A 25,034-nucleotide genomic window follows, 5' to 3' on the forward strand; every position below is an offset into this window, starting at 1 on the left:
CGGATTGTCGATCATGCCGGGTCTCAAAAACGCATGATTTCAATGCTTTTTTGCGGATTCAGGCCGGAGGCGCGGCATCCCTGCCCTTCAATTCGCGATAATAAGCCCAGAAAAGCCGCGATGCGACACCGCGCCACGGGCTCCATGATTCGGCAAGCCGGATCAGCATTTTCTCCGGCGGACGCGGGTCGATGCCTAGTGCATGGCCGACCGCGCTCTGCAGTGCAACGTCGCGCGCCGGAAAGATGTCCGGGTGTCCGGCGGCAAACAAAAGGTAGACTTCAGCCGTCCACGGGCCGATCCCCGGCACCCTGGTCATGGCCGCGATCGCCTCGCTTGCATCGAGCCGGCAGAGGTGATCGAGGTCGAGCCCGTCGGCCACCGCCCGGGCGACGGCAAGCAGGCCGCGCTGCTTGGGTCGCGACAGCCCGGCCTCGCGAAAGATCACCTCGTCGGCGGCAAGTATCGCCTGCGGCGTCAGCGGATCGAGCAGTCTCGTCAGCCGGCCGAAGATGGCGTCGGCGCTCGCGCGGGACACTTGTTGCGAAACGACGATGGAAGCAAGGCTCCTGAACCCCGGCTCCGATAGCCTGAGCGGCACCTCGCCGGCCATGCCGCGCACTCTTTCCAGGCGTGGGTCGAGTAAGCATAGCCTATCCAGCCCTTGCGCAATGTCGTCGAGACTGGCGATGCGTTGCATGTCTGCTTGTTCCAAAATCAAAAGTGCCGCACGCTTCGTCACGTGTCCCTCTGGACGCACGACGCCACCGGCGCAAAGTAGCAATTGGCGAAAGCGCCACACAACCCGATTGCCGCCGGACAATGACACTGCTGACATTCCGCTTCGCGCCGAGCCCGAACGGCGAACTGCATCTCGGCCATGCCTATTCGGCGCTGCTCAATCAGAAATTGGCAAAGGCGACGGGCGGACGCCTGCTGCTGCGCATCGAGGATATCGACACGACACGCTGCACGCCGGAATTCGAGGCAGGCATTTTTCGCGACCTGAAATGGCTGAGGCTTGGCTGGGAGGAACCGGTGCGCCGCCAGTCCGAGCATTTTGCCGAATATCGGGCGATGCTCGAGCGGCTGATCGAGGAAGAACTTGTCTACCCGGCCTTCATGAGCAGAAGTGAGATCCGCGCCTTTATCGCCGACAGCGAGAAGCGTGGCCGCGACTGGCCGCGCGACCCGGACGGCGTGCCGCTCTATCCTGCCGCCGACAAGGCGTTGACGGCGAGCGAACGCAAGCGGCGCCAGGCCGAAAATGTGCCATTTGCCTGGCGGCTGGACGTCGATGCGGCAATAGCGCGCGCCGGCAAGGACCTGTCATGGGCCGAATACACGAACGAGACGCTCTCCGCGACGCGTCGTGTCGAAGCCCATCCGCAGGATTGGGGCGACGTGGTCGTGGCGCGCCGCGAAATCCCGACCAGCTATCACCTCGCCGTCACCATGGACGACGCGCTGCAGGGCGTCAGCCATGTCGTGCGCGGCCAGGATCTCTATTCCGCGACCAGCGTGCAGCGGCTGCTTCAGCAACTGCTTGGCCTGCCGCAGCCGGCCTATTTTCACCATCGCCTGATCCTCGGCCCGGACGGACGAAAGCTGTCGAAGAGTCTTGGCGATACCGGCCTTGCCGCCCAGCGTAAGACGGGCGCATCGCCGGACGATGTGAGGCGGCTGGTCGGTCTCTAGCGGCGCCAAAGGCATTCCTTGAATGGAATTGAGCCTATGGATCAACGGTTTGGTTTTGCCTTCCGCTCGGAACGGCATTAGAGCAAGCGCGACAATCAGTCCTCACCGACGCGTGGCCTCCGGAAAAATGCACAGCCTCAAGCGGTTCATCCCCGCCTCTTTCGTCGTCCTGTGGGCGACCGGCTTCATCGGCGCGCGCTATGCCATGCCGTGGGCGGAGCCCTTTACTTTCCTGGCCGCGCGCTTTGTCCTAGCCGCAATCCTGCTTGTCGCTTTGATGGCCGCACTTGGTTCGAGCCGCGCCACCCGCGACGAGGCGCTGCACGCGACCGGCGCCGGCATCCTGATGCATGGCGTCTATCTCGGCGGCGTGTTCTGGGCCATCCACCGGGGCATGCCCGCTGGGCTTTCAGCCCTGATCGTCGGCCTGCAGCCGCTGATCACGGCAGTGCTCGCCGGCAGGCTTCTCGGCGAGGCCATCCTGCCGCGCCACTGGGCCGGTCTCGGCCTCGGGCTGATCGGTGTGGTGATCGTGCTCTGGCCGAAGCTCGGCGCGCTCGGCGGCGGGGTGACGGCCGAAACACTGGGCGCCTCACTTGTCTCGGTGCTCGGCATGAGCGCCGGCACGATCTGGCAGAAGCGCTTTGCTTCCGGCGGCGATCTGGTGGCTGCCACGTTCTGGCAATATGTCGGCGGCGCATCTGTAATGGCCTTGGCCTCGCTAGCCTTCGAGACGCGAACGGTCATCGTCAATGGCGAACTGATCTTCGCCATGGCCTGGCTCGTGCTGGTGCTGTCGATCGGCGCCATCTTCCTGTTGATGGTGATGATCCGCGACGGCGAAATGTCGAAGGTCGCCTCGCTGTTTTACCTCGTGCCGGCCGTCACCGCGGTCATCGCCTGGGCATTGTTCGGTGAGCACTTGAGCCCGCTCCAGATCGCCGGCATGGCGATCGCGACGCTCGGCGTCGGGCTGGCGACGGCTCAGCCGCCGACGCGGGCACGCGCCTCTAAATAGCGGCTGATCGCGGCGTTGAGCTCGCCACCGAGGATGAAGATCGCTGATACGATGTAGAGGAAGACGACGGCGATCATGATCGAGGCGAGGCCGGCATAGGTCGTCACATAGGACGAGAAATGATCGAGATAGGCGGCGAAGATGGTCGACCCGATGAGCCAGCCGACCAGCGTGAAGATGATGCCAGGCACGATCGAAACGAAGCGGCGCTTGCCGGCCGGCAACCAGAAATGCACGGCGAACAGGCCGCCGATGATGACGACCGAGGCGATGACGTAACGCCACAGCGTGATCGTGCCCATGTAGGGCTTTATCCATTCGAAATGCGACTCGGCCAGCCGTGCCAGCAACGGCGCGAAGACCAACAGCACGCTGATGGCCAAAAACCCGGCCGTCGCGATCAGCACGAAGATGATGCTCTGCACCCGCCGGTAGATGATGCCGCGCGTTTCCGAGACACGATAGGCCCGGTTGAGCGAGGTGCGCAGCGCCTCGATGCCGTTCGAGGCGAAATATCCGGCAAGCACGATACCGTAGGTCAACAGGTCACTGCGCCGGACGGTAAGCACGTTGAGCACCTCGCGCGCGATCGGTTTGGCGATCTGCTCGGGCCATGTGTCGAACACAAGGTGCACGGCGGTGTCGGCGAAAGCCTGCGCGCCGAAAAAACTCGCCAGCGTCGTAGCGAAGATCAGGAAAGGAAAAAGCGCCATCAGCGCGGTGATCGCCAGATGGCTGGCCATTGCCCAGCCGTCGTCGGTGTTGAAATGGCCGAGCGCGTCGTAGAGGACGCGTTTGAGGGCTACGATCTTCCGCAACAAGAACCGCGTTCCCTTCGATTGTCCCGACGCCGCGAATATGGGAAGGGTTTGCGGTAAATGACAACCCTAGGTCAAACCACCATTCCTCCCGGAGAAGAGTTGCGCACCATCATTGTCACAGGTGCCTCTTCCGGCATAGGCGCCTATTGCGCCCATGCTCTTAAGAGGGAAGGCTGGCGGGTGTTCGCAACGGCCCGAAAGCCCGAAGATATCGCCGCGCTCGAGGCCGACGGCATCGAGGCCTTTTATCTGGACTACACCGAGCCCGGATCGATCGAGGCGCTGGTGGCGTCGGTGCTGGAACGGACCGGCGGCCGGCTCGGTGCGCTCTTCAACAATGGCGCCTACGGACAACCCGGCGCCGTCGAGGACCTGCCGGTCGAGGCTTTACGGCAGCAGTTCGAAGCCAATGTCTTTGGCTGGCATGATCTCACTCGCCGCGTCGTACCGGTGATGCGCCGTCAGGGCCATGGTCGTCTCGTTCATTGCTCATCGATCCTCGGCCTCGCGCCGGTGCCTTTTCGCGGCGCCTACTCGGCATCGAAGCACGCTATCGAAGGGCTGATGCTGTCCCTCTATCAAGAACTCCGGGGTAGCGGCATCCATGTTTCGCTGATCGAGCCGGGGCCGGTGAAATCGAAGATCGCCAGCAACAGCCTTGCGTGGTTCCTGGCAAATATCGATCACGAGAATTCCGTTCATCGCCTTGCCTATGCGGCGCAACTCAAACGGCTGCGGGCCGGCGGCAGCACATCGCGGCTGAAGCCCGGGGCGGAGGTGGTTTATGCCGCCTTGCGCCATGCGCTTCTGTCGCGGCGCCCGCGCCCGCATTATGTGGTAACAGTGCCGGCCAGGATCGGTGTGATCCTTAAACGCATCCTGCCGGCTTCTGCACTCTACTGTCTGCTCGCCAAACGCGCCTGAACGCAATTCAACTGGAACACACCATGGCAACCGTCTTCAACATCCTCGCCGTTCTTGTCATGGTCGCAGTGGTGATCGTGCTGATCCGCGGCCTCATCAACATGATGCGCGGCGGCTCCAGCATGACCTCCAACAAGCTGATGCAGACGCGCGTGCTCTTGCAGTTCGTGGCCTTGGTGCTGATCATGCTGGCGGTGTATTTCACCCGTAAGTGACGCAGCACCAGCCGGGAGGTACCCCGTGGTCAAACTCAACAAGATCTACACCCGCACTGGCGACGATGGCACCACCGGTCTCGGCTCCGGCGAGCGGCGGCTGAAATCCGACCTTCGCATCGACGCCTACGGCACGGTCGACGAGGCCAATGCCTGCATCGGCATGGCCCGCATTCATACCGCGGCAGTAAATCCGGCGATCGATGCGATGCTCGGCCGCATCCAGAACGACCTTTTCGACCTCGGCGCCGATCTGGCAGTCCCCGATAATGGCAAGCCGCTCGACTACGAGCCGTTGCGCATCATCGCCTCGCAGACCGACCGCATCGAACAGGATATCGATCTCCTCAACAAGGACCTTGAGCCGCTCAAATCCTTCGTGCTCAACGGCGGTACGCCGGCAGCGGCTGCCCTTCACCTCGCCCGCACGGTGGCCCGCCGCGCCGAGCGCGTCATGGTTGCGCTGTCGCAAGATCCAGACGAGCACGTCAACCGCGAGGCGATAAGATACATCAACCGTGTCTCGGACTTTCTGTTCGTCGCCGCACGCGCGGTCAATGACAACGGAAATGCCGACGTGCTATGGGTTCCCGGCAAGAACCGCTGAATCTGCCGGAACCGGGAGAGGCCTGATGTTTATCCCGCTTTATGACACCAACCGGCTGCGGCACATCAAGCTGCAATATGTGACGATCAGCCTGATCGCGCTCAACGTGCTGATCTACTTTGTCACCACATTGGGCGGCGAGGATTTCGCCAACGCCGCGGTGATGGGCCTCGGTTTCATCCCGTCGGTTGTGCATGACAGCGTCGAGCTCGCTCCGCAATTTGTCGTCATTCCGGAGAGCCTGAGCTATCTGACCTATTCCTTCCTGCACGCGGATATCTTCCACCTCGGCGGCAACATGCTGTTCCTGTGGGTGTTCGGCGACAATGTCGAGGATGCACTTGGCCATGTCCGCTACCTCGTCTTCTACCTGCTTTGCGCCATCGCCGGCGCTTTCCTCCAGGGTCTGGTTGCCTGGGATTCGCGGGTGCCGCTGATTGGCGCGTCGGGCGCCATCGCCGGTGTGGTCGCCGCCTATCTGATCCTATATCCGCGGGTGAAGGTATGGGTGCTGGTCTTCGCGCGCATCCCGTTGCGCATCCCGGCGTTCATCCCGCTGATCCTGTGGATCCTGTTCCAGATCTTCATGTTCTCCCAGGGGGGCGAGGATCAGGTTTCCTGGGCCTGCCATATCGGCGGCATCATCGCTGGAGCCGTGCTGGTGCTTGTCTTGCGCAGCCGCGGCGTACCGCTACTCGCCGGCGCAGACGAGGAGCCAGCCGTGGTCGCCGGTCCGGCGCCCGTAGCCGGGGAGCCGGCGCCAAGCGACCCACAACCTGCGCAGCCGGCGCCGCGCTGGGGCCGGGGAAGCGTTTCCGGTCCGGACTGAACCGATTTGAGTGCTTCGCAGAGGATCCGAGTGCGCCCCGGATATTGACGCGCGGGGTCGCCGCAACTACGGAAGCGCCACCCTACTGGCGTGGCGAAGACCAGAATTCCGTCCGGAATGTCGGCTTTCGACAACTATGAAGAGGTGCACGCTGCTATAGCGCGCCCGACGAGCGTGAAGAGACTATCGTGAAAGAGGTGACAGGCAAATGAAGATCCTTGTGCCCGTGAAGCGGGTTGTGGATGCGAACGTCAAGGTCCGGGTGAAGGCGGACGGTTCGGCGGTGGAACTCGCCAACGTCAAGATGGCGATGAACCCGTTCGACGAGATCGCGGTCGAAGAGGCGATCCGGCTGAAGGAAGCTGGCAAGGCCGAAGAGATCATCGTCGTGTCGATCGGGCCGCAGCAGGCACAGGAGACCTTGCGCACGGCGCTCGCCATGGGCGCCGACCGCGCCATCCTGGTCAAGACCGACGAGCAGACTGAGCCGCTGGGCGTCGCCAAGGTGCTGAAGGGCGTCGTCGAGGCAGAACAGCCCGGCCTTGTCATTCTCGGCAAGCAGGCGATCGACGACGATTCCAACCAGACCGGCCAGATGCTGGCCGCACTTCTCGGCTGGGCGCAGGGCACCTTCGCCTCCAAGATCGTGCTCGACGGTGACAAGGCCACGGTGACGCGCGAGGTCGATGGCGGCCTGCAGACGCTGGAACTGAAGATGCCGGCGATCGTCACGGCCGATTTGCGGCTGAACCAGCCACGCTACGCGTCTCTGCCCAACATCATGAAGGCCAAGAAGAAGCCGCTCGACGAGAAGAGCCCTGCCGATTACGGCGCCGACGTCAAGCCGCGGCTTAAAGTGCTCAAGACCGAGGAGCCGGGCGGCCGCAAGGCGGGCGTCAAGGTCAAGAGCGTCGCCGAACTGGTAGACAAGCTGAAGAACGAAGCCGGCGTGCTCTAAGGAAATCCGATGAGGCCCGGCCTGCAAACGGCCGGTTTCTCCGCTTCCGGTGCTCACGTACTGAAGTACGCTCCGCTCCGGTTCTCGAAACCAACCGTTTTCGACTCGGCCTGACCGGATTTCAGGAGCCTCGAAGACGAAAGTCAGGAAAACATCATGGCTATTCTTCTGATTGCCGAACACGACAACGCTGCGCTTTCCGACCAGACCGCCAAGGCGCTTTCGGCGGCGCTGCAGATCGGTTCGGACGTGCATGTGCTGGTTGCCGGCAAAGGTGCCAAGCCGGCAGCGGACGCCGCCGCCAAGCTCAAGGGCGTCACCAAGGTGCTGCTCGCCGACGCCGACGAACTGACCGAGCGTCTCGCCGAACCGCTGGCGGCACTCGTCGTTTCGCTTGCTGAGCCATACGAGACGATCATCGCGCCGGCGACCTCGTCGGGCAAGAACGTCGCGCCCCGCGTGGCGGCGCTGCTCGATGTCGCCCAGATATCTGAAATCATCGAAGTCGTGTCGCCCGACACCTTCAAGCGGCCGATCTATGCCGGCAACGCCATCCAGACGGTGCAGTCCAGTGACGCCAAGAAGGTCATCACGGTGCGTACCGCTTCCTTCCAGGCAGCGCCCGAGGGCGGTTCCGCGCCGGTCGAGACGGTCCAGGCGGCGGCCAATCCCGGCCTGTCGAGCTTTGTCGAGAACAAGCTCTCCGAGACCGACCGTCCAGAGCTGACCTCGGCCAAGATCATCATCTCGGGCGGCCGTGCGCTGGGCTCCTCCGAGAAGTTCCAGGAGGTCATCCTGCCGGTCGCCGACAAGCTCGGTGCGGCGGTTGGCGCATCTCGCGCCGCCGTCGATGCCGGCTATGCGCCGAACGACTGGCAGGTCGGCCAGACCGGCAAGGTGGTAGCGCCCGACCTTTATATTGCCGTCGGCATCTCCGGTGCCATCCAGCACCTTGCCGGCATGAAGGATTCGAAGGTGATCGTTGCCATCAACAAGGACGAGGAAGCGCCGATCTTCCAGGTCGCCGACTACGGTCTCGTCGGCGATCTCTTCGTCATTCTGCCGGAACTGCAAAAGGCGCTTTGACGCCTTCTGCCAAAGCGTATTAAATTCTGAGGGGTGGGGTAGACGAAGTCGCCCCGCCCTTTTAGTTTGCACTGCACAAAAAACGGGCCGCAAAGGCCTCGACGGGATCGGGTAATGAGCAAGATCGAAACGATCGGCATCATCGGCGCGGGCCAGATGGGTGGCGGCATCGCCCATGTGTCGGCGCTGGCGGGCTATAAGGTGCTGGTTTACGATATTTCGCCCGACCGCATCGAAAAGGGCATCGCTACGATCAGCGGCAACATGGCCCGTCAGGTCGGCTCCGGCAAACTCGAGGAAAAGCTGCGCAATGAGGCGATGGCGCGCATTTCCGCGGCACCGGCCATGGCCGACCTTGCGGGCGCCGATCTGGTGATCGAAGCAGCGACCGAGGACGAGACGGTCAAGCGCAAGATCTATGCCCAGCTCTGCCCGCAGCTCAACCCCGAGGCCATCCTGGCGACGAACACGTCATCGATCTCGATCACACGGCTGGCTTCGCAGACCGACCGGCCGGAACGCTTCATCGGCATACATTTCATGAATCCGGTTCCGGTGATGAAACTGGTCGAACTGGTGCGCGGCATCGCCACCGAGGACCAGACCTTCGAGGCGGCAAAAACCTATGTGAAGCAGCTCGACAAGACGATCACCGTCTCGGAGGATTTCCCGGCCTTCATCGTCAACCGCATCCTGCTGCCGATGATCAACGAGGCGATCTACACGCTCTATGAAGGTGTCGGCTCGGTCGACGCCATCGATACCGCCATGAAGCTCGGCGCCAACCATCCGATGGGGCCGCTGCAGCTTGCCGACTTCATCGGGCTCGATACCTGCCTGTCGATCATGCAGGTGCTGCATGACGGGCTGTCGGATTCGAAATACCGCCCCTGCCCGCTGCTGGTCAAATATGTCGAGGCCGGCTGGCTCGGCCGCAAGACCGGGCGCGGCTTCTACGACTATCGCGGCGAGCATCCCGTTCCGACACGCTGATCACCTCGCTACCAGCGCACAAAAAGTCGTCCGCCGAGCGCCCCGAGCACGGCAAGGATGGCGACCGCGATCGTATACCAGGTGCCGACGAAAAGCGGCGAATCGTCGAAGCAATGCGCCGCATAGAAGGTCGCCGCCAGCCCGCCGGCAAGCAGGCCCGCGGCCGCACCGGCAAGCACCGGCCTTGTCGGCGCGCCATGGCGCAGCACCGCGAGAAAGACGGCAAGCGGGCCGATCCCGATCAACGGAATGAAGGTCAGGCAGATGACCATGTTCGTGCCGACCAGGCGCGTGCCCCAGTCGGACGCAGGCACGGCGAAGAGTTCGAAAATCACAGCCACAATCACCAGCAGCGGCGCGGCGATCATCCAGCTCACCGCCCGGCCGGTCGATGCACCGGGCGTCGACAGCCCACGCACCAGGACAAAGGCGCTGACGGCAAGAGCAATCGTGAAGACGAATTTGGACAGGAACCGCATCGTGTGCATGGCGATCGCAATGTCGGGGCGCGGGCCGATCGTCAGCCAGAAAACCGCGGCCGCGATCACGATGGCCACGCCGGCGGCAAGCCACCAGGCGGTGCCTAGCGGCAGCGCCTTGCTGCGGGCATCGGCGTCAAGCGCCCTGATGAAATCTTCGGTCCTCATGTTATTCTTATTCCCGCCCCGCCCTGAACCGTTTGGCAATGGCGGCAAGCCCGCGGTGCAGTGACACCCGCACAGCCGTCTCGCTGATGCCGAATTTGGCCGCGGTCTCACCGATTGACCGGCCTTCGACCGATACGGCCGAGACGACGGAACGCTGTGCCGGCGACAGGCTGTCGAGCGCCCGGTTGACGTCGCGCTCGCTCACCGTCTCCGATTCCGGCTCGGCAAAGGTCTCGGCGATTTCGTCGATCTCGATCTCGATCCGCCGACCGCGCCGCCGGAACGCATCGATCAGCTTGAAGCGGGCTATTGCATAAACCCAAGGCAGCACCGGCGCATCATGGCGCCAGGTGTGTCGTTTCACATGAATGGCCAGCAAGGTTTCCTGCACTACATCCTCGGGATCCACCCCGCCCTGCACGATCTTGCGCCGGGCAAAGCCACGAACGAGCGCGGCGATCCGGTGCAGAAAGTCGGCATAGGCTCTTTCGTCTCCGGCGATCGCGGCCCGCAGCAGCCGTGAAAGCTCGGCTTCGTCCTTGCCGCTCACAAGAGTTCACTCCCCGATATTCGCGTCTCGGCGCTGATTTGTTACGTGGCCGGCGAAATAATGTCCAAGGCAAATTAGCTGAGCATCACGAAAGTTTGCTCCTTTTGAGCGATTGAGTGGGCCAGCAATGTTGACTGCGCTAGTCATGTATTGATAGGTGCAGCGTGCCAAGCCAAAGCCAATCGAAATCGAGGACGACGCCATGAAATATGCTCTTTCCGCCCTTGCCGGTGCGACAGCACTTGCAATCAGCCTGATCGCCGGCCCGGCAATGGCAGAGGACGAGGGCATCGTCGTCTACAACGCCCAGCACGAAAACCTGACCAAGGCTTGGGCGGAGGGATTCACCAAGGAAACCGGCATCAAGGTTACCGTCCGCAATGGCGGCGACAGCGATTTTTCCAACCAGATTGTTGCCGAAGGCACCGCTTCGCCCGCCGATGTATTCCTGACGGAGAATTCGCCGGCCATGGCATTGGTCGAGGCGGCCGGCCTGTTCGCACCGGTCGACACCGAGACGCTGGCCCAGGTTCCGCAGGAGTACCAGCCGGCGAGCGGCAAATGGGTCGGCGTTGCCGCGCGCAGCACCGTCTTTGCCTACAACAAGACCAAGCTGAGCGCCGACCAGCTGCCCAAATCGCTGCTCGATCTCGCCGATCCGAGCTGGAAGGGCCGCTGGGCCGCTTCGCCCTCCGGCGCCGATTTCCAGGCGATCGTCAGCGCGCTTCTGCAGCTCAAGGGTGAGGCGGCGACGGCCGAATGGCTGAAGACGATGAAGGAGAATTTTACCGCCTATAAGGGCAACAGCACGGTGATGAAGGCGGTCAATGCCGGCGAGGTCGAAGGCGGCGTGATCTATCACTATTACTACTACGGCGATCAGGCCAAGACCGGCGAGAACAGCAAGAACGTCGAGTTGCACTATTTCAAGCATCAGGATCCCGGTGCTTTCGTCTCGATTTCCGGCGGCGGCGTGCTGGCCTCGAGCAAGCACCCGAAGGAAGCGCAGGCTTTCCTGAAATGGGTCACCGGCAATGGCGGCCAGGACGTGCTGAAAACAGGCGATTCGTTCGAATACGCAGTCGGCAAGGGCGCCGAGTCCAATCCGAAGCTGGTGCCACTGGCCGATCTGCAGGCGCCGAAAGTCGACCCGACGACGCTGAACTCGAAAAAGGTGACCGACCTGATGACGGCGGCCGGCTTGCTTTAGCCGGCGTTCGTCCTAAAAGGGCAACCGACTGCGCTCCTGTGGGAATTCGCTTTCCACAGGAGCGCTCTGTTTTCAAGATGGCATTTGCCTATGACCACAAGCTACCCGCGAGATTATCCGCCGCCGATCGTTTCCGCCTCCGGGCGGAGCTGGCGCAACGTCTGATCTGATGCAATCCGCGATCGATCTCGCACGCCCAGGCTTGCCGGCCGACGCCACGGCCGTGCGGGCACGTCGTTGGTCGGTCTCATGGATTGCGTTGGCTGCCGTCTTTGTCTCGCTTTTCGCGCTGCTGCCGCTTGCCTTCATCGTCTGGGTGGCGGTGCAGACCGGCTGGGAAACGGTGGCGGCGCTGGTGTTCAGGCCGCGCGTCGGCGAGCTTCTGGTCAACACCAGCCTGCTGGTGGTGCTGGCGGTGCCGATCTCGATCGTGCTGTCGGTCACGCTGGCCTGGCTGACCGAGCGCAGCGATCTGCCGGGTGCCCGCCTATGGGCCTGGCTGTCGGTGGCGCCGCTCGCCATTCCGGCCTTCGTCCACAGTTACGCCTGGGTCACCATGGTGCCCAGACTGCACGGCCTGTGGGCCGGCGTGCTTGTGTCGGTCATCGCCTATTTCCCCTTCCTTTATCTGCCGGTGGCGGCGGCATTGCGCCGGCTCGATCCCGCTCTCGAGGATGCAGCGGCAGCCCTTGGTCTCGGCCCGTGGCGTGTGTTCAGGCGTGTCGTGCTGCCGCAGCTCCGGCTCGCTATTTGCGGCGGCTCCCTGCTGGTCGGCCTGCATCTCCTGGCCGAATACGGGCTCTATGTCTTCATCCGCTTCGACACCTTCACCACCGCGATCGTCGACCAGTTCCAGTCGACCTTCAACGGTCCCGCCGCCAACATGCTGGCCGGCGTGCTGGTGACCTGCTGCCTTGTGCTGCTCGGGCTGGAGGTGCTGGTGCGCGGCGAGGAGCGCTATGCCCGCGTCGGTTCGGGTGCTGCGCGCCAGCAGCAGCGCACGAGCCTTGGGCGCGCCACCATTCCTTGCCTGCTGCTGCCTGCCATTACCACGCTGCTGGCGCTCGGCGTGCCGTTCGCCACTATCGGCCGCTGGCTCATGGCCGGCGGCGCCGATGTCTGGCGGCTCGACGAGATCGGCCTGGCGCTTGGCCAAACGCTGTTCCTGGCAATTGCCGGCGCGCTGCTCGCCACCGTCGCGGCAATGCCGATGGCGTGGATTTCGATCCGCGCGCCGGGGCGGCTGCAACGCGTCCTGGAGGGCTGCAACTATATCGTCGGCGCGTTGCCCGGCGTTGTCATCGCCCTGGCGCTGGTCACCATCGCCGTGCGTATCGCCATGCCGCTCTACCAGACCCTGTTCACCATCCTGGTCGCCTATGCGCTGATGTTCCTGCCGCGCGCCCTGATTAGCCTCAGGGCGTCGATCGCACAGGCGCCGGTCGAGCTCGAACGCGCCGCCTCCAGCCTCGGCCGGTCGCCGCTCAAGGCGCTGTGGTCGACGACCATCCGCCTGTCGGCGCCCGGCGCCGCAGCCGGCATGGCGTTGGTCGCTCTGGGTATCATGAACGAATTGACCGCAACCCAGATGCTGGCGCCCAACGGCACCCGCACGCTGGCCATGGCGTTCTGGTCCTATAGCGGCGAGATCGACTATGCGTCGGCGGCGCCTTACGCCCTGATCATGGTGGCGATGTCGCTGCCTTTGACCTGGTTGCTCTACGTCCAGTCGAAGCGGATGGCCGGGCGATGAGCTTTCTCGAGCTGAGCGGCATCCACAAGCACTACGGGCCCGTCGCAGCACTTGCCGGCGTCGACCTCAGCGTGGCCAGCGGCAGCCGTACGGCAATCGTCGGGCCGTCCGGTTGCGGCAAGACCACCTTGCTGCGGCTGATCGCCGGCTTCGAGGCGCCGGACCAGGGCCGCATCGTGCTTGATGACGAGGTGCTGGCCGATGGCGACACGGCCGTGCCGGCGCATCGCCGCGGCATCGGGCTGGTGGCGCAGGACGGCGCTCTATTCCCGCATCTGAGCATCGCCGCCAATATCGGCTTCGGCATGGGCCGTCACGAGGAAAAGCGCAGCGAGCGCATCGCCGAGCTCGCCTATGTCGTCGGGCTGGACAAAGGAATCCTGAAACGCCGTCCGCACGAACTCTCCGGTGGCCAGCAGCAGCGCGTCGCGCTCGCCCGCGCCATGGCCATGAAGCCGCGGCTGATGCTGCTCGACGAGCCGTTCTCGGCGCTCGACACGGGCCTGCGCGCCTCGATGCGCAAGGCCGTGGCCGAGCTCCTTGAAACCGCCGGCATCACCACCATCCTGGTCACCCACGACCAGGCCGAGGCGCTGTCATTCGCCAGCCAGGTCGCGGTGATGCGCGACGGCAAATTCTCGCAGGTCGGCACGCCGCGCGAGCTCTATTTCAAGCCGAAGGACAGGATGGTCGCCGAGTTCCTTGGCGACGCCATCGTCCTGCCGGCAAGGATCGCCGATGGCTTCGCCATCTCGCCGCTCGGCCGCATCGCTGTCGACAGCTCGGAGCGGCGCGACGTCGCCCGCATCATGCTGCGGCCGGAGCAGGTGTTGCTGAAACGCACATCGCGTGAAGGCATGTCCGGCACGCCGGACATGCTGTTCGGCGAGGTGACAGAATCGGAGTTCGCCGGCTCGATGTGCACCATCGCGGTGCGTCTGTTGAACAGCCCCGATCCGCCCGACGCCGCCGCTATCGGCAATACGCCGTTGATCCTGCGCAAGCCGGGCATGGACGCGCCGGCGATCGGCGAGATCGTCCGGCTGACCGTGTCGGGCAAGGCGCATGTGTTTGCCTGAACGGTTTTGCGCAAGGCCGACTTCAATCGACCCGTTTGCCCGCCTGATCGAACCAATGCAGCTTTTCGGACCTGGCCACGACGCGCAATTGGTCGCCTGGCTTGGCGCTGGCGCGGCCTGAGACGCGCACGACGATGCGGCTGCCGGCTGCCACGCAATGGAGAAAGCTTTCGGCACCGACCGGTTCGACCGCTTCCACTGTTGCCGGCAGCGCGAGCGCGCCGGCCGGCGCCTCTGCCGCGAAGGTGATGTCGGCGTCCTCCGGACGAAAGCCTAGCGTCACTGCCTTGCCCTGTCGAGGCGCCAAGCCAATCACAGTACCGTCCGCCAATACCGAGCTTGGGGAGGCCTCTGTGAGCGCCAGCAGATTCATCGGCGGTGCGCCTATGAACGAAGCGACGAAGGTCGAGGCCGGTTTCTCGTACACATCAAGCGGCGCGCCGGTCTGCTCGACCAGGCCGGCGTTCATGACGACGAGGATGTCGGCCAGCGTCATCGCCTCAAGCTGGTCGTGCGTGACATAAACCGAGGTGACGCCAAGCGAGCGCTGCAGATTCTTGATCTCGATGCGCATCTGCCCGCGCAATTTCGCATCGAGGTTGGACAGCGGTTCGTCGAACAGGAAGACCTTCGGGTTGCGCACGATGGCGCGACCCATGGCGACGCGCTGGCGCTGACCGCCGGAAAGCTCGCGCGGGCGCCGGTCGAGCAGCGCCGAAAGCTCCAGCACCTTGGCAGTCGAGCGTACCCTGCTGTCGATCTCGTCATTCGGCGTGCCGCGGTTGCGCAGGCCATAGGCCATGTTGTCATAGACCTTCATATGTGGGTAGAGCGCGTAGTTCTGGAACACCATGGCGATGTCGCGCTCGGTCGGGCCAATGGCGTTGACCACCTTGCCGTCGATGGCGACTGTACCGGCAGAAATCGTCTCCAGTCCGGCGATCATCCTCAGCAGCGTAGACTTGCCGCAGCCGGACGGGCCGACCAGCACGCAAAGCTCCTTGTCGGGAATGGCGATGGAAACGCCCTTCACGGCCTCAACGCCGCTGGGATAGATTTTCCTGACATCCTTCAGATCCACGGTCGCCATCGGCTTCTCACTTTTCGGATTCGACCAGACCGCGCACGAACCAGCGTTGCATCAGCACGACCACCAGGATCGGCGGCACGATGGCCAGCATTGCCGTGACCATCACGAGGTGCCATTGGGTGTCGGCATCGGCGAAGGAAACCATCTTTCTCAGCGCGATGACGATGGTGTTCATGTCGTTGCTGTTGGTGACGAGCAGCGGCCAAAGATACTGCGTCCAGCCATAAATGAAGAGGATCACGAACAGCGCGGCGATGTTTGTCCGCGACAGCGGCACCAGAATATCGAAAAAGAAGCGCCATGGCCCGGCACCGTCGACACGCGCCGCCTCGACCAATTCGCCCGGTATGGTCATGAAGAACTGGCGAAACAGCAGCGTTGCGGTGGCCGAGGCGATCAGCGGGACGATCAGGCCGGCATAGGTGTCGATCATGCCGAGATCGACCATCACCTTGTAGGTCGGCAGGATGCGCACCTCGACTGGAAGCATCAAGGTGATGAAGATCAGCCAGAAGAAGGTCATGCGCAACGGAAAGCGAAAGAACACGATCGCGTAGGCCGACAGGATCGAGATGAAGATCTTTCCCACCGCAACGCCGAGCGCCATGATCGTGGTGTTGAGGAGCAGCCTGCCGACGCTGACCCCGCCGATACGACCGATGCCGCCGAACAGCGCCTCGCTGTAATTGTTCCATAGCTGGCCGCCGGGCAAGAGCGGCAGGGGCGGCCTGAGGATCGTTTGCAGCGTGTGCGTCGAGGCAACGAAGGTGTAGTAGATCGGAAAAGCCACGATCAATATGCCGAGGATGAGCACGGCATGGGCGATGAAGGTGCGGAGCGGGGACTGGCCGATCATCGCTGCCCTCAGCCGTAGTGGACTTTGCGTTCCACATAGCGGAACTGGATTGCTGTGAGCGCGATGACGATGGCCATCAGGATGACCGACTGCGCCGCCGAGTCGCCCAGGATCAGATTGACGAAGCCGTCATTGTAGACCTTGTAGACCAGCGTCTCTGTCGTCTTGCCCGGCCCGCCGCCGGTGACGGCATGAACGATGCCGAACGTGTCGAACAGGGCATAGACGGTGTTGACGACCAGCAGGAAAAAGGTTGTCGGCGCAAGCAGCGGGAAGACGATGGTCCAGAAGCGCTTGGTTTCGCCGGCGCCGTCCATGGCCGCCGCTTCGATCAGCGTTTTCGGCACCGCCTGCAGGCCGGCGACGAAGAACAGGAAGTTGTAGCTGATCTGCTTCCAGGCAGCAGCCGACACCAGCAGGATCATGGCGTGGGTGCCGTTGAGCAGCGGGTCCCATACGACGCCGAGGCTTCTCAGCAAATAGGCCAACGAGCCGATCGAGGGATTGAACAGGAAAAGCCAAAGCATGCCGGCAATCGCCGGCGCCACGGCGTAAGGCCATATCAACAGTGTGCGGTAAAGGCCTTTGCCGCGCACGGCCTTCTCGGCCATGACCGCGAGCAGCAGGGCCACAACCATGGCAACGATCGCGGTCGCAAGAGAGAACACTACTGTGACCTTGATCGAGTTGAGGTAGGCCGGATCGGCCAGCACCTTCCGGAAATTGGCAAACCAGACGAACCTGCTCTTCAGCCCGAACGGGTCTTGCCTGAGCATCGACTGGTACAGCGCCTGACCGGCCGGCCAGTAGAAGAAAACCAGGGTGATGGCGAGTTGTGGCGCCACCAGCAGGTAGGGCAGGATCTTGTTGGGAAAGACGACGCGTGGAGACAGGCTGATTTCCCTCGCTATCCAGGTATCGCCCGCGCGAGCTCGCGTGGGCGATATTCCAACCGACTAACTGAGATAATCCCGTCAGTTCTCCAGCGCTTCCTTGATCGCCGCGTTGCCGCGCGCAACCGCATTGTCGAGTGCCTGCTGGGCGGTTTGCTGGCCGGCCAGCATCTTCTCCAGCTCCTCGTTCTGGATATCACGCACCTGCGGCAGATTCGGCAGGCGCACGCCCTTCGAATTGTCGGTCGGCGACTTGCCGATCATCTGCAGGATGGGTGTCTCGCGGCCGGGGTTCTTGTCATAGAAGCCTGATTTCTTAGTCGCCTCGTATGCCGCAAGCGTCACTGGCAAATATCCCGACTTCTGGTGCAGATATTCCTGCACATCGGTCTTGGACAGATAGGCAAAGAAGGCCGCGACGCCCTTGTATTCCTCGTCCGACTTGTTGCCGAACACCCACAGGCTGGCACCGCCCGGCGTCGTGTTCTGCGGGGCACCCTTGGCGTCACTGTCGTAAGGAAGCTGGCCGATGCCATAGTTCATGCCGGACTTGACGATATCGCCGAGGCCGCCCGACGATTCGGTGAAGATGCCGCATTCGCCGGCGAGGAATATCTGCTTGGCTTCGGAGGTGCGCCCGCCATATTTGAATGTGCCGTCCTTGGCCAGGTCAGCGAGCGCCTGGAAGTGGTTGACGAAAATCGGCGCATTGATCTTGAGTTCGACATCACCGCCGGCCAGGCCATTCTGCTGGGTGGCCCAAGGCACGTCATTCCACGCCGCGAAATTCTCCAGGTGGATCCAGGTCAGCCAGGTCGAGGTATAGCCGCAAGGGGCGGCGCCGCTCGTCTTGATCTTCTTGGCAGCTTCCCACACCTCGTTCCACGTCTTGGGCGGATTGTTCACGTCGAGGCCTGCCTTCTGGAAGATGTCCTTGTTGTAATAGAGGATCGGCGAGGAAGAGTTGTAGGGGAACGATAGCATGGTGCCGTCCGGCTTCGAATAATAGCCGACGATGCCGGGCAGATACTGGCTCTTGTCGAAAGTCATCCCGGCGCCGGTCATCACATCGGCCACCGGCTTTATCGCACCCTCGGCCGCCATCATCACGCCGGTGCCGACGTCGAACACCTGGAGGATATCTGGCGCTTGCCCGGCACGAAAGGCAGCGATGCCGGCATTCAGCGTCTCCGGATAGGTGCCCTTGAACACCGGAACGAGCTCATAGTCGCTCTGGCTGGCGTTGAAATCCTTGGAGATCTTGGCGACGACCTCGGCGTTGGCGCCGGTCATGGCGTGCCACCAGCTGATCTGCGTGACGGCGAAGGCGGAGGTGGTGGAAAGCAGGGTCACGGTGGCGGCGATACCGGCCGCAAAGCCGAAGAACTTCATGTTTCATCTCCCGTTTGTCATTGGCGAAAGGGGGCACCTCCGCAAAGCCAATATGTGGCGCTGATGACAATGGGACAACGGTTTTGTTGCGGATCAATGAACACCATTTCTTCCTAAAGTGCACTCGCTACCGAAAGCGCGGCGTCAGAAACGACATCACCGCCTTTTCGGCGCGGCATCGGTTTTCCCCCGAAAAGACCCGCCTCATGGCCCGCGGGTTAACCATTCGTTAAAATCTCCAAGAGCTAATCCGTCACACCTCCCCTGTTAGTTTTGGCAGACCGAGTGAACAGGATGCTGACGGTCTATAATTGTATCGTAAATCAGCACGACCTGAGACTGGTTGCGCTCGCTGCACTCGTCTGTGGAATTTCTTGTTTCTCAGCAGTTAATCTCCTTAAGCATGTCGGCCGATCGACCGAGCGAAACCGGCTTGTCTGGCTGATGATCGCCGCGGCCTCGACCGGGTTCGGCATATGGGCGACGCATTTCATCGCCATGACCGCGTTTACGCCGGGAATACCGAACGCATACAATCCGGGATTATCCGCCTTTTCGCTTGCCGCCGCCGTTATCATGACCGCGCTTGGGATGTGGGTCGCCACCTTGCGCCGCGGCATCGACCATTTCCTCGTCGGTGGCGCCATTCTGGGCGGCGCCATCGCGACGATGCACTACATCGGCATGGCAGCTTTCGAGGTCGAAGGCCGGCTCGTTTGGAACCTGCTCCTTGTCGCGATATCGCTTCTGGCCGGCGTAAGCCTCGCGGCACTGGCGCTTCTTGTCGTCTTGCGCCGCCCGTCAGCGCTCGCGACTCTCGGCGGCGCCGCGCTTTTGACGCTGGCCATTTGCAGCTTGCATTTCATCGCGATGGCCGCGGTGTCGATCATTCCGGATTCCTCGATTGAAATATCCGAACATTCCATCGAGCCCATTTCCCAGGCCTTTGCCGCAGCGGTCGCCAGCCTGGTAATCCTTGTGCTGTCGGGTGCCGCGCTGTGGATCGATCTGCGCTTTCGCCACCAGAAGCTCGAGGCCGATCGCATGCACGATCTCGCCAATGCGGCGGTGGAAGGTCTGATCGTTTGCGATGGCACCCGCATCGTCAGCGCCAATGACAGTATGGCGAAGCTGACCGGAACAGCGACAGCCACCCTGAACACGATGCAACTCGGCGAGCTTTTCGACGGACAGAGCGCAGCCGATATGTCCGGCTTCGGCGAACAGGCGCAGGAAGCGAAGTTAAGGGGCAGCGACGGCGCGAGAATTCCTGTCGAGCTGATCGCCAGGAGAATCACCTACTGCGGCAGGCCTCATACGGTGCTTGCCGTTCGCGACATCCGTGAGCGCAAGAAGGCAGAACAAGAGATCCTCCGCCTCGCGCATTTCGATCCGCTTACCGGGCTTGCCAATCGGCGGAGCTTTTCTTCCCGGCTGGAAGCAGAATTCGCGTCGATGGATCGTGGCGGCAAGGATGGATATCTGGCGCTCCTGCTGCTTGACCTCGACCGGTTCAAGCAAGTCAACGACCTCTACGGCCACAGCGCCGGCGATGCTATGCTGCAGAAGCTGGCGCACTGCATTTCCGGCATCCCGCGCAACGGACAGATGCTCGCGCGTCTCGGCGGCGATGAATTTGCCATCATAGCTCCGAACCTCCCCGACCCCCTGGCCGCAGGCCGGATAGCCGAGGACTTGCTGGCGGCGATCCGGGAGGAAAACAGGGTTTCGGTCGGCTCCGGCCTCGTCTCGGCCAGCATCGGCATTGCCTTCTTTCCGCTGGATGCCGAAGACCAGGCCGGCCTGATCAGCCATGCCGACACGGCACTCCATCGCGCCAAAACCGAAGGCAGGGACACTTATCGGTTTTTCGAGATGGCCATGGGCACCGCGGCCCGCGACAAGCGCGTGATGGAGCATGAATTGCGCCAGGCGATCGCCCGCAAGGAGTTCCACCTCGTCTATCAGCCGCAGAAGGAGATCCGCGGCGGCAGGATGATCGGCTTCGAAGCCCTGGTCCGTTGGCAGCACCCTGAGCGGGGTGACATTTCTCCGGCCGTTTTCATCCCGGTGGCCGAGGACAGTGGCGCTATCGCGCAGATCGGCGACTGGGTGCTGACGACGGCTTGTAACGATGCTGTTCGCTGGACAAACCCGCTGATGGTCGCCGTCAACGTCTCCGCCGTGCAACTTCACAATCCGAATTTCAGCCGCAAGGTGCACGACGCATTGACGAGATCCGGCCTGGCCCCCGGCAGGCTCGAACTGGAGATCACCGAAACGGCCCTGGTGAAGGACATGCCGCGCGCGCTGGCAACCTTGAGGCAGGTCAAGGCGCTTGGCGTGCATGTGGCGATGGACGATTTTGGCACCGGCTATTCTTCGCTGTCCAACCTCAGCGCCTTTCCCTTCGACAAGATCAAGATCGTCGGGTCGTTCATCAAATCGGTCGACAAGAACGCCCAGTTCGCGGCGATCGTTCGCGCCGTGCTGGGGCTTGGACGCGGTCTCGGCCTACCGGTTCTGGCAGAAGGCATCGAGACGCCGGGTGAATTGCAATTTCTAGACGCCGAGGCTTGCGAGATCGGGCAAGGCTACTACCTCGGCAAACCGGCTCCGATCGAGACATTCGGGGAACTGACGGGCGTGGCCGCTCCGGCAATCCGCACCGCCAGCCGACGCGGCGCAAGCATTGCCGTGCTCAAGCCGCGCCTGCGCACGGTCTGAGCCTATCCCGGCTGAAGCGCCGCCTCGACCAGACGCTTGGCATCCGGCCCCGACCATTCGGCCGGGCCATTCATATGGGCGATCAGGCAGCCTTGCCCATCGATCAGCATGGTGACCGGCAGACCGAGCGCCAGGCCGCGCGTCTTGACGTCGTTGAACAGCGCCATCGTGGCATCGCGATAGTAGCCGAGCGACTTGACGCCGGTGTCCTCCAGGAACTTCTTCGGTTTGGCATCGTCGCCGGCATCGACGTTGACGGCAACAACCTGAAACGCATCGCTGCCCATCTCCTTCTGCAGCGCATCGAGCGCGGGCATTTCGGCGCGGCAAGGTGCGCACCATGTCGCCCACAGATTGAGCAGCACCGTCTTGCCGGCATGATCGGCGATCGTCGTCGGCTTGCCGTCGGGGCCGTTGAAGGCAAGGCTTTTCAGCGATTGCGGCGGATCCGCCGGCAAAAGCGCGGCAACCTGGCCGGTGGCAGCGGCGGCGATCTTCTTGGCACGGTCGGTCTTGGCGGCGCAGGCGACGTCGTCCTTGCCGCCGCCGGCGGCCACTTGCGCGGGCGCCTTGTTGCCAGAACTGCTTTCCCTGACATATACCGCGACCGCGCCGGCCAGCACGCCCGCAACCAAAGCGGCGAGGATGAGACGCAAAGCCGGGAAAAATCTATTGCCGTCTGCCATTTTTCAAAAACTGCTCCGGAGCACGGGTTATAGCGATGAACGACAAGAAGGCCAGCAACCAGATGTGGGGCGGACGTTTTGCCTCGGGTCCGGCCGCAATCATGGAAGCGATCAACGCATCGATCTCGTTCGACCGCAAACTCTATGCGCAGGATATTCGCGGCTCGATCGCCCATAGCCAGATGCTGGCGCAAACGGGCATTATTTCGGCGGCCGACCAAAAAAAAATCGCTCACGGGCTGAACACGATCCTGGCAGAGATCGAGGCTGGTACATTTGAGTTTTCGACCAGGCTGGAAGACATCCACATGAATGTCGAGGCCCGTCTGGCCGAGCTGATCGGCCCCGCCGCTGGCCGCCTGCATACCGCCCGGTCGCGCAACGACCAGGTGGCGGTCGACCTCAGGCTGTGGGTCAAGGACGAGTGCTTTCGCGTCACCGAGGCGCTGAAGGGCCTGATCACGGCGTTCCTGGATCGGGCCGAGGAGCATGCGGCAACGGTGATGCCGGGCTTCACCCACATGCAGGCGGCGCAGCCGGTGACCTTCGGCCACCACTGCATGGCTTATGTCGAGATGTTTGCACGCGACCTGTCGCGCGTCCGCGATGCGATTGAGCGGATGGATGAAAGCCCGCTCGGCGCCGCCGCCCTCGCCGGCACCAGCTTTCCCATCGACCGGCACCAGACGGCGAAGGCGCTTGGCTTCCGCGAGCCGATGCGCAATTCGCTCGACAGTGTTTCGGACCGCGATTTCGCGCTCGAGTTCCTGGGCTTGGCGGCGATCTGCGCGACGCATCTGTCGCGGCTGGCCGAAGAGATCATCATCTGGTCGACGCCGCAATTCGGCTTCGTCAGGCTATCGGATAGTTTCTCGACGGGTTCGTCGATCATGCCGCAGAAGAAGAACCCGGACGCTGCCGAACTGGTGCGCGGCAAGACCGGCCGCGTCACCGGCCATCTCGTCGGCCTGCTGACGGTGATGAAGGGCATGCCGCTGACCTATGGCAAGGACATGCAGGAAGACAAGGAATCCGTCTTCGACGCGGCCGAGACGCTCGACCTGATGCTGGCGGCGATGACCGGCATGGTGCGCGATATGACGGTGAACACTGCCGCGATGAAGAATGCGGCCGGCGCCGGCTATTCGACTGCGACCGACCTCGCCGACTGGCTGGTGCGCACGCTCGGCCTGCCGTTCCGCGAGGCGCACCATATCACTGGTCGGGCGGTGGCGCTGGCCGAGGAGAAGAAGGTCGGGCTCGACAGGCTTTCGCTGGAGGATCTGCAGTCCATTCACCCCGGTATCGGCGCCGACGTGTTTTCGGTTCTTGCCGTGCAGAATTCTGTAAAGAGCCGCACGAGCTTCGGCGGCACCGCGCCGTCCGAGGTGCGCAAGCAGATCCGCTACTGGAAAAAGCGGCTCGCCAAGGCGTAAGACGCGGGGTGCAATGGCCGCAAAACTCGGCTAGAAGCGGCTGCGGGCAACAGTTTCGGACGGATGGCACGATGACCGGAAGCAGGATTTTGGTGACGCTGACGCTGCTGGCGGCAATGGCCACCGTTGCGGCCTGCGGCAGGAAGGCTGCGCTCGACACGCCGTACGCGGCAGCCGTGCAGGCCCGCAAGGACGCCGAGAAGGCCAAGCAACCTTTGCCGCCGGAGCCGGAAAAACCTGTCGAGGACAAGAAATTCATCCTCGACCCGCTGCTCTGATTTCGGACCAATCTCGTGAACCATTTCGACTACCGCGACGGCGCGCTGCATGCCGAGGACGTGGCGATATCAGACATCGCCGCCAGCGTCGGCACGCCGTTCTACTGTTATTCAACGGCGACGCTGACCAGGCATTTTCGCGTCTTCACCGAGGCCTTTGCCGGGCTCGATGCTCTCGTCTGCTATGCCATGAAGGCGAATTCCAACCAGGCCGTGCTGAGGGTGCTGGCAAGGCTCGGCGCCGGCGCCGACGTGGTCTCGGAGGGCGAATTGCGCCGCGCTTTGGCGGCCGGCATCCCGGCAAGCAAGATCCTGTTTTCGGGCGTCGGCAAGACCGCGCGCGAAATGGATTCTGCGCTCTCGGCCGGCATTCTCTGCTTCAACGTCGAATCCGAACCGGAGCTGGAGTTGCTGTCGGCCCGCGCCACCGCGCTGGGCAAGATCGCGCCGATCTCGCTGCGCATCAATCCGGATGTCGACGCCAGGACGCACAAGAAGATTTCGACTGGGAAGGCCGAGAACAAGTTCGGCATTCCGTGGCAGCATGCGCGGAAGGTCTATGCGCGCGCGGCTGAGCTGCCGGGCATCAAGGTCACCGGCATAGACACCCATATCGGCAGCCAGATCACCGAATTGCAGCCCTTCGACGACGCCTTTGCGCTGCTGGTGGAGCTGGTCGGCGCCTTGCGCTCCGACGGTCATGCCATCGAGCACATCGATGTCGGCGGCGGCCTTGGCATTCCCTACCGCGTCGACAACAACCCGCCGCCTTTGCCCGATGCCTATGCCCGGATCGTCAGGAAACATGTTGCCAAACTTGGGCTGAAGGTAATGTTCGAGCCAGGCCGGCTGATCGTCGGGAATGCCGGCATCCTGGTGTCGGAAGTAATCTTCGTGAAGGAGGGCGACGCCAAGAACTTCCTCGTCGTCGACGCCGCGATGAACGACCTGATCCGGCCGACGCTTTACGACGCTTTTCACGACATCAAGCCGGTGGCACAGCAGCCGGCCGCTGCACCACGCATGAAGGTCGACGTCGTCGGCCCGGTTTGCGAGACCGGCGACTATCTCGGGCTCGACCGTGACCTGCCCCGGCTGAAATCCGGCGACCTGATCGCTGTCTCCACCGCCGGCGCCTATGGCGCCGTTCAGGCCGGCACCTACAATACCAGGCTGCTGGTACCGGAAGTGCTGGTCGACGGCGACCGCTTCCACGTTGTGCGTCCGCGCCAGACCTATGACGAGCTGATCGGACTGGACTCGGTGCCGGACTGGTTGGAGTAGAACT

General features: G+C 62.9%; 25 protein-coding genes. 16 read left to right on the forward strand and 9 right to left on the reverse strand.

Going from position 1 to position 25,034, the window contains the following annotated elements; translation table 11 throughout:
• Positions 1-58 precede the first annotated feature (58 nt).
• The gene (locus NKI08_RS07060; protein ID WP_352471385.1) at positions 59-700 is read right to left on the reverse strand and encodes a DNA-3-methyladenine glycosylase family protein; all 642 of its coding nucleotides are present in this window, start codon (positions 698-700) and stop codon (positions 59-61) included.
• Between the two features lie 122 nt (positions 701-822).
• Here NKI08_RS07060 and gluQRS point away from each other — a divergent pair, with 122 nt between their 5' ends.
• Positions 823-1,698: a tRNA glutamyl-Q(34) synthetase GluQRS gene (gene gluQRS / locus NKI08_RS07065; protein WP_352768048.1), complete on the forward strand. Its 876-nt coding sequence runs from the start codon at positions 823-825 to the stop codon at positions 1,696-1,698.
• A gap of 127 nt (positions 1,699-1,825) precedes the next feature.
• A complete protein-coding gene (locus tag NKI08_RS07070) occupies positions 1,826-2,716 on the forward strand; it encodes a DMT family transporter (RefSeq protein WP_352471389.1) in 891 nt (296 codons plus the stop codon).
• On the opposite strand, the gene NKI08_RS07075 is transcribed toward NKI08_RS07070, so the two are convergent.
• Positions 2,683-3,537: a YihY/virulence factor BrkB family protein gene (locus NKI08_RS07075; RefSeq protein ID WP_292656768.1), complete on the reverse strand. Its 855-nt coding sequence runs from the start codon at positions 3,535-3,537 to the stop codon at positions 2,683-2,685. The genes NKI08_RS07070 and NKI08_RS07075 overlap by 34 nt on opposite strands.
• 57 nt (positions 3,538-3,594) lie before the next feature.
• Between NKI08_RS07075 and NKI08_RS07080 the strand changes: the two genes are divergently transcribed.
• The 7 genes from NKI08_RS07080 (at position 3,595) to NKI08_RS07110 (ending at position 9,149) form a co-directional block, all read left to right on the forward strand.
• Positions 3,595-4,461 (forward strand): SDR family oxidoreductase, encoded by an 867-nt coding sequence (locus tag NKI08_RS07080; protein ID WP_352768051.1) that lies wholly within the window; start codon positions 3,595-3,597, stop codon positions 4,459-4,461.
• Positions 4,462-4,484: 23 nt separating this feature from the next.
• A complete protein-coding gene (locus NKI08_RS07085; RefSeq protein ID WP_023677950.1) occupies positions 4,485-4,676 on the forward strand; it encodes a twin transmembrane helix small protein in 192 nt (63 codons plus the stop codon).
• A 25-nt stretch (positions 4,677-4,701) separates the two neighbouring features.
• On the forward strand, positions 4,702-5,283 hold the full coding sequence (locus NKI08_RS07090; protein WP_352621660.1) for a cob(I)yrinic acid a,c-diamide adenosyltransferase: 582 nt from the start codon (positions 4,702-4,704) through the stop codon (positions 5,281-5,283).
• 25 nt (positions 5,284-5,308) lie between these two features.
• Entirely contained in the window at positions 5,309-6,112 is an 804-nt protein-coding gene (locus tag NKI08_RS07095) for a rhomboid family intramembrane serine protease (protein ID WP_352540182.1), read from the forward strand.
• 208 nt (positions 6,113-6,320) lie between these two features.
• On the forward strand, positions 6,321-7,070 hold the full coding sequence (locus NKI08_RS07100; RefSeq protein WP_352615988.1) for an electron transfer flavoprotein subunit beta/FixA family protein: 750 nt from the start codon (positions 6,321-6,323) through the stop codon (positions 7,068-7,070).
• A 156-nt stretch (positions 7,071-7,226) separates the two neighbouring features.
• A complete protein-coding gene (locus tag NKI08_RS07105) occupies positions 7,227-8,156 on the forward strand; it encodes an electron transfer flavoprotein subunit alpha/FixB family protein (protein WP_023677946.1) in 930 nt (309 codons plus the stop codon).
• 114 nt (positions 8,157-8,270) lie between these two features.
• Entirely contained in the window at positions 8,271-9,149 is an 879-nt protein-coding gene (locus NKI08_RS07110) for a 3-hydroxybutyryl-CoA dehydrogenase (protein ID WP_023677945.1), read from the forward strand.
• 8 nt (positions 9,150-9,157) lie between these two features.
• On the opposite strand, the gene NKI08_RS07115 is transcribed toward NKI08_RS07110, so the two are convergent.
• Together NKI08_RS07115 and NKI08_RS07120 are read right to left on the reverse strand one after the other, a co-directional pair.
• Complete coding sequence (locus NKI08_RS07115; protein WP_352471395.1) at positions 9,158-9,796, reverse strand: NrsF family protein; 639 nt, start codon at positions 9,794-9,796, stop codon at positions 9,158-9,160.
• A 7-nt stretch (positions 9,797-9,803) separates the two neighbouring features.
• Positions 9,804-10,346, reverse strand: coding sequence for a sigma-70 family RNA polymerase sigma factor (locus NKI08_RS07120; RefSeq protein WP_352489432.1), 543 nt, complete (start codon positions 10,344-10,346; stop codon positions 9,804-9,806).
• Positions 10,347-10,548: 202 nt separating this feature from the next.
• Here NKI08_RS07120 and NKI08_RS07125 point away from each other — a divergent pair, with 202 nt between their 5' ends.
• From NKI08_RS07125 to NKI08_RS07135, 3 genes are all read left to right on the forward strand, one after another.
• Complete coding sequence (locus tag NKI08_RS07125; RefSeq protein ID WP_352768057.1) at positions 10,549-11,556, forward strand: iron ABC transporter substrate-binding protein; 1,008 nt, start codon at positions 10,549-10,551, stop codon at positions 11,554-11,556.
• Positions 11,557-11,725: 169 nt separating this feature from the next.
• Entirely contained in the window at positions 11,726-13,309 is a 1,584-nt protein-coding gene (locus NKI08_RS07130) for an ABC transporter permease (RefSeq protein WP_352768060.1), read from the forward strand.
• Positions 13,306-14,388, forward strand: a complete 1,083-nt coding sequence (locus NKI08_RS07135; RefSeq protein WP_352615997.1) for an ABC transporter ATP-binding protein — start codon at positions 13,306-13,308, stop codon at positions 14,386-14,388. Before NKI08_RS07130 ends, NKI08_RS07135 begins: the two co-directional genes overlap by 4 nt.
• Positions 14,389-14,410: 22 nt before the next feature.
• Here the strand turns inward: NKI08_RS07135 and ugpC are convergent, their stop codons facing one another.
• The 4 genes from ugpC to ugpB all read right to left on the reverse strand — a co-directional run bounded on the left by ugpC (position 14,411) and on the right by ugpB (position 18,619).
• A complete protein-coding gene (gene ugpC / locus NKI08_RS07140) occupies positions 14,411-15,478 on the reverse strand; it encodes a sn-glycerol-3-phosphate ABC transporter ATP-binding protein UgpC (RefSeq protein ID WP_352489430.1) in 1,068 nt (355 codons plus the stop codon).
• Positions 15,479-15,485: 7 nt separating this feature from the next.
• On the reverse strand, positions 15,486-16,334 hold the full coding sequence (gene ugpE / locus NKI08_RS07145; RefSeq protein WP_352570555.1) for a sn-glycerol-3-phosphate ABC transporter permease UgpE: 849 nt from the start codon (positions 16,332-16,334) through the stop codon (positions 15,486-15,488).
• 8 nt (positions 16,335-16,342) lie between these two features.
• Positions 16,343-17,227 (reverse strand): sn-glycerol-3-phosphate ABC transporter permease UgpA, encoded by an 885-nt coding sequence (gene ugpA, locus NKI08_RS07150; protein WP_352683133.1) that lies wholly within the window; start codon positions 17,225-17,227, stop codon positions 16,343-16,345.
• 81 nt (positions 17,228-17,308) lie between these two features.
• Entirely contained in the window at positions 17,309-18,619 is a 1,311-nt protein-coding gene (ugpB, locus tag NKI08_RS07155; RefSeq protein ID WP_352471403.1) for a sn-glycerol-3-phosphate ABC transporter substrate-binding protein UgpB, read from the reverse strand.
• A 294-nt stretch (positions 18,620-18,913) separates the two neighbouring features.
• Between ugpB and NKI08_RS07160 the strand changes: the two genes are divergently transcribed.
• Complete coding sequence (locus NKI08_RS07160; RefSeq protein WP_352768452.1) at positions 18,914-21,346, forward strand: bifunctional diguanylate cyclase/phosphodiesterase; 2,433 nt, start codon at positions 18,914-18,916, stop codon at positions 21,344-21,346.
• Between the two features lie 2 nt (positions 21,347-21,348).
• Here the strand turns inward: NKI08_RS07160 and tlpA are convergent, their stop codons facing one another.
• Positions 21,349-22,032, reverse strand: a complete 684-nt coding sequence (gene tlpA / locus NKI08_RS07165; RefSeq protein ID WP_023677933.1) for a thiol:disulfide interchange protein TlpA — start codon at positions 22,030-22,032, stop codon at positions 21,349-21,351.
• A 35-nt stretch (positions 22,033-22,067) separates the two neighbouring features.
• Between tlpA and argH the strand changes: the two genes are divergently transcribed.
• From argH to lysA, 3 genes are all read left to right on the forward strand, one after another.
• Positions 22,068-23,468: an argininosuccinate lyase gene (gene argH / locus NKI08_RS07170; protein ID WP_352540187.1), complete on the forward strand. Its 1,401-nt coding sequence runs from the start codon at positions 22,068-22,070 to the stop codon at positions 23,466-23,468.
• A gap of 71 nt (positions 23,469-23,539) precedes the next feature.
• The gene (locus NKI08_RS07175) at positions 23,540-23,746 is read left to right on the forward strand and encodes a hypothetical protein (protein WP_023677931.1); all 207 of its coding nucleotides are present in this window, start codon (positions 23,540-23,542) and stop codon (positions 23,744-23,746) included.
• 15 nt (positions 23,747-23,761) lie between these two features.
• Positions 23,762-25,030: a diaminopimelate decarboxylase gene (lysA, locus tag NKI08_RS07180; protein ID WP_352703637.1), complete on the forward strand. Its 1,269-nt coding sequence runs from the start codon at positions 23,762-23,764 to the stop codon at positions 25,028-25,030.
• Positions 25,031-25,034 lie beyond the last annotated feature (4 nt).

Origin of the sequence: Mesorhizobium sp. M0768 (genome assembly GCF_040320195.1) — a bacterium.
Classification (GTDB): Bacteria; Pseudomonadota; Alphaproteobacteria; order Rhizobiales; family Rhizobiaceae; genus Mesorhizobium.